We start from the raw sequence: 5,052 nt of genomic DNA, 5'->3' as shown, positions 1-5,052 counted from the left end.
TCCGGCACCGCCCAGCACCGCGACGCCCAGGTACGGCACGCGCTGATCCGCCTGCTGCACTGGGCCAAGCGCCACGGCCTCGCGGTCGCGATCGAGGACCTCGACTTCGCCGCGGAGAAGACCCGCGAGAAGCACGGCCGCCGACGACGCTTCCGCAAGCTCATCTCCGGCATGCCCACCTCCAGGCTGCGGACCCGGCTCGTGTCCATGGCGGCCGAACTCGGCATCACCATCGTGGCCGTCGACCCGGCCTACACCAGCAAGTGGGGCGCCCAGCACTGGCAGAAGCCCCTCACCTCGAAGAACCGCACACCCACTCGTCACGACGCGGCTGCCGTGGCGATCGGACGACGCGCCCAAGGGCACTCGATCCGGCGACGGACGACACCGCCCCCTGCTCACCGGAGCGATGGGCAGGGGCATCGGACCGTCCAGGCCAGACCGGGCGCTGTGGGGTGTGAGGGACCCCGCCCCCGCGTTCCCGGACCACCCACAGGATGCGTGCCACCGGACGCGGAGAGTACGCGGGCGACCAGGACATCCAAAACCGTTCGGGATGTCCGCAGTGGCCAGGTATGGGTACAACACTCACTCCTGCTCACTGATTAGGAACGGTCGGAGCGCTCGCACGGTCTGGGGTCAGACGGTGATGGTCTTGTACTCGGTGTAGGTGCCGAGGCCGACCGCGCCGTACTCGCGGCCGATGCCGCTGGCCTTGAAGCCGCCGAACGGGCCGTCGAAGGCGATGGAGGCGCCGTTGACAGTGATGGTGCCGGTGCGGACGCGGCGGGCGACCGCCAGGGCGTGTTCCTCGTCGGAGGACCAGACGCCGCCGGAGAGGCCGTACTCGGAGTCGTTGGCGATGCGGACGGCGTCGTCCTCGTCGTCGTAGGCGATGACCACCAGGACCGGGCCGAAGATCTCCTCCTGCGCGATCCGCATGGAGTTGTCGACGTCGGCGAAGACGGTGGGCGTGACGTAGTTGCCCTTCTCCAGGCCTTCGGGGATCTGCGGGCCGCCGGTGACCAGGCGGGCGCCCTCGTCGATGCCGAGCTGGATGTAGTTGCGCACCCGTTCCTGCTGGTCGGGGCGGATCATCGGGCCGATGAAGGTGTCGGGGTCGTTCGGGTCGCCCACCTTGAGCGACTCCACCAGGTCCTTCAGCGCGGCCACGACCTCCTCGTACCGGCTGCGCGGGGCCAGGATCCGGGTCTGGGCGATGCAGGACTCGCCGTTGTTGAGCAGGGAGCCGAACTTCACGCCCGCGACGGCCTTCTCGATGTCGGCGTCGGGAAGGATGATGGCGGCGGACTTGCCGCCCAGCTCCAGGCTGACCCGCTTGAGCTGCTCGCCGGCGATCGCGGCGATGCGGCGGCCGGCTCGCGTCGAGCCGGTGAAGGCGATCTTGTCGACGTCCTGGTGCGAGACCAGGTACTCACTGGTCTCCCGGTCGGCGGGCAGCACGCTGATCACGCCCTCGGGCAGGCCCACCTGCTCCAGCAGCTCGGCCAGGAAGCCCATGCTCAGCGAGTTCTCCGGGGAGACTTTCAGGACCACGGAGTTGCCGGCGACCAGGGCCGGGATGATCTTCGAAGTGGCCGAGGAGAAGGGCGAGTTCCACGGGATCACCGCGGCGACGACGCCGACCGCCTCGCGGCGCACCACGCTGCGCACCGGGGAGGCCGGGTCGGAGGGCTGAAGCGTCTCCTCCCAGCCGAACTCCTCCGCCGCCTTCAGGTAGGCGTTCGCCTGCCGGGTCAGGCCGGGCTGTCCGGCGCGGGTGAACCAGCCGGCCGAGCCGTTCTCCAGCGAGATCAGGTGTGCGATCTTCTCCGCGTTCTCCTCGCGCAGTGCGTTGAACCGCCGCAGGGCCGCGATGCGCTCCGCGGGCGGGGTCAGGCGCCACTCGCCCGCCTCGAAGGAGGCTCGTGCCGCGGCGACCGCGCGGTCGATGTCCGCCGGCTGTGCCTGCGCGGCGCGGCCGACCACCGACCGGTCGTGCGGGGAGGCGATGTCGAGCAGCTCCGGGTTGCTCGGCTCGGCCCAGGTACCTCCGATGAAAAGCCGGTCGTAGATGATCATGTGCTTTCTCTCTTCCGGTGCGCCATCTAACTGTCACTTCAATGTAGCACTTCTATTCATTAAGTGCGCATTGAAGTGGTTGCAAGGATGTAATCCTCTACATCAGAGGTACTTTTAAGGGATGAGAGCCGACGCAGCGCGCAACCTGGAAGCCGTCCTGACCACCGGAGCACGTATGCTCGCCGCCGACCCCGCCGCGAGCATCGCGAGCATCGCCACCGAGGCGGGTGTGGACCGGCGCACGGTCTACCGACGCTTCGCCTCGCGCGAGGACCTCCTGGCGGCCATCTACGAATCTCGCCTTACCGCCATCGAGCACGCCATCGAGGACGCGCGGCTCCGGGAGGCACCCGTCGCCGTCGCCCTGCACCGCTACGTCGAGAACATCATCGCCGTCAACCGCACCTGGCCCGTCGACCTCGCCCGCATGCTCGCCGACGACGCGATCCGCCAGCGGCGGGACGCGTCCGTCCGCGAGGTCGACGCCTTCCTCCGGCGCGCCACCGACGAAGGCCTCCTGCGCCCCGGCCTCCCGGAGGGATGGGCGAGCGCGCTGCTGCCCGAGCCGGTGAACCTGGCAGCGCATCAGCTGGCACACCTGAGCCCCGGGCAGGCGGCCGACGTGGCGGTCGACACGTATGTGCGCGGCATCGGCATCCCGAGCCACCGTGCCCCGCATCCGGCGGAGACCGGGGAGCCGGAGCGAGCCGAACTTGTGCCCAGCGGCTCGCTTCGCCGCGAAAGCAGGGCTCCGCACACATAGGCTCGAAGCGTGTACACATGTGGCTGGTTCGTCGGTGAGGGGAGTGAGGCGCCGTGGCGTCGCTCGTGACGATGATCGGCAGGAACGGCGAACGAGGGCGGTTGTCCGCGTTCGTGACGGCCGCCGAAGGTCAGGCCCTCGTCCTCAAGGGGGAGACGGGTGTGGGCAAGAGCACCTTGCTCGACCATGCCGCCCAAGTGGCAGCGCAGGCAGGCCACGAGGTAGTCCGGGCCGCCGGGGTCGAGGCGGAGTCCGGGCTCCCGTTCGCCGGTCTGCACCAGTTGTTCCACTCCCTGCTGCCCTCCGTCGACGGTCTGGACCAAGTGCACCGCACCGCGTTCGACACCGCCTTCGGCCGCAGCGCCGGGAAGCCGCCGTCGGTCATGTCGGTCGGCATCGCCGTCCTCGACCTGCTGTCCCTGGCCTCCTCGGCGAAGCCGCTGCTGCTGGTCCTCGACGACGGCCAGTGGCTGGACGCCTCCAGCATCGCGGTGATCGGTTTCGTGGGTCGCCGGCTCACCGGCAGTTCGGTGAAGCTCGTGGTCGGACTCCGCTCGGACATCACATCGGGCTTCGACACCGCCGCCCTGCCCGAACTGCCCGTCAGAGCCCTGTCGGACACGGCCGCCCGACAGCTTCTGGACCTGCGCCACCCGGACCTGGACACAGCTGTCCGCCGGCTGGTGCTGGACCAGGCCCGGGGGAACCCGCTGGCCCTGCTCGAACTGCCCGCCCACGTCCGCGTCGGTCACGCGGGACTCGCGACCGCCGGAGTCCTCGGACTCCACGATGCCTCACTGCCGTTGCCCCGACGCCTCCAGCACGTATACGGCACACGTGTCAGAAAGCTCAGCGACGGCGTCCGTGAGGAGCTGCTGCGCGGTGCTCTCGACGGTGTCGGAGCGACACCCGGAACGGCGCCCGCACCCGGTCTGGGGCGCTACCGCATGCGCGACGCCGACGAGGCCGCGGCCTGCGGTCTGCTGGACGTCGACCCGCTCAGCGGCGACTTCGTCTTCCGGCACCCGCTCGTACGTTCCACCGTCGTCCAGATGGCCACGCCCAACCAGCGGCGCGCGGCGCACGCGGCCCTCGCCCACGTGCACCGCGACGACGTCGAGCGGCGGGCCACGCATCTCGCGGCCTCGACCGTCGACCCGGACGAAGAGGTGGCGGCCGCCCTGGAGGCGGCGGCCGAGTCCGCGACCCGGCGGGGCGGCGCGGTGGCTGCCGTGGCCTGGCTGACCCGCGCCGCGGAACTCAGCGAGAACCACGAGGACCGTTCCCGCAGGCTCGGCGACGCGGCCTTCGTCGCCGGACACGCGGGGCTCTTCGACCAGGCGCAGCAGCTCGTCCGCTCCGACCGGGCCGACCGGGCACCGGGCACGGCCGAGTCCCCGGCCGCCGTGGTCACCTCGGCCTACATGGCGCTCTTCGAGGACGGAGACGTACAGCACTCGCACCGCCAGGTGACCGCGGCGATCGAGAACCTGCTCGACCGCGAACCGCACAAGGCGTCCGAGGTGCTCACACGTCTCGTGAACCTGCTGTTGGCGATCGACCAGTACGCCGGTGACCCGGCGCAGTGGGAGGAGACCCGCGTCTTGCTCGGCTCACTGGGCGATCTGGCCCCGTCGCGCTCGCTGATCTACCGCGACGCGTGGGGCGACGTGGTCCGGCACGGTGCCGAGGTAGGGGACAGAGTGGAGCGTGAGTTCGCCCGGCTTGTGGACATGGAGCCCTGGGACATAACCCGGCTGGGGGTCGCCGCCTACCACGTGGACACCCTCAGCCAGTACCGGCCCTATCTGCAGCGCACCGTGGACCGCGAGGCCGAGACGGGCTTCGTGCGCAACAGCATGACCACGCAGCACCTGATCATGCTGGACCAGATGACGGTAGGTGAGTGGGACGAGGCCGAGCGCACGGGACAGCGCTGCCTGGAGCTGACGACGTCCCACGGATACCTGTTGCTCGCTCATCACACCCGTGCGTATCTGGGTCTGTTGGCCGCGTTGCGGGGCCAGGTGGACCGCGCCCGGGAACTGCAGGCCACCGTCGACGCCTGGGCCCGCCCCCGCGGCATCGGCCTCCTCACCCAGATCACCGACACCATCGGCACCACCGCCGCCCTCGCCGAAGCCGACTACGAAGCCGCCTACCTCCACGCCATCGGCATCACACCCCCCGGCACCTTCACCCCCTAC

3 protein-coding genes and 1 pseudogene are annotated in these 5,052 nt (G+C 70.2%); 3 read left to right on the top strand and 1 reads right to left on the bottom strand.

The features are described from left to right. A pseudogene (locus tag ACFVJQ_RS45370) lies at positions 1-609 on the top strand (IS200/IS605 family accessory protein TnpB-related protein); the annotation flags it as partial. Between the two features lie 30 nt (positions 610-639). Here ACFVJQ_RS45370 and ACFVJQ_RS45365 read toward each other — a convergent pair. Then, positions 640-2,082 (bottom strand): aldehyde dehydrogenase, encoded by a 1,443-nt coding sequence (locus ACFVJQ_RS45365; protein ID WP_385518487.1) that lies wholly within the window; start codon positions 2,080-2,082, stop codon positions 640-642. 175 nt (positions 2,083-2,257) lie between these two features. Here ACFVJQ_RS45365 and ACFVJQ_RS45360 point away from each other — a divergent pair, with 175 nt between their 5' ends. Next, the gene (locus ACFVJQ_RS45360; protein WP_385791821.1) at positions 2,258-2,845 is read left to right on the top strand and encodes a TetR/AcrR family transcriptional regulator; all 588 of its coding nucleotides are present in this window, start codon (positions 2,258-2,260) and stop codon (positions 2,843-2,845) included. Positions 2,846-2,916: 71 nt separating this feature from the next. Further along, positions 2,917-5,052: AAA family ATPase (locus ACFVJQ_RS45355; protein WP_385791819.1), on the top strand; the 2,136-nt coding region annotated here is incomplete at its 3' end.

The sequence above is a fragment of the Streptomyces sp. NPDC127197 genome (assembly GCF_042672405.1).
Taxonomy (GTDB): domain Bacteria; phylum Actinomycetota; class Actinomycetes; order Streptomycetales; family Streptomycetaceae; genus Streptomyces; species Streptomyces flavusporus.
This window is presented reverse-complemented; position numbering and strand designations above follow the sequence as displayed.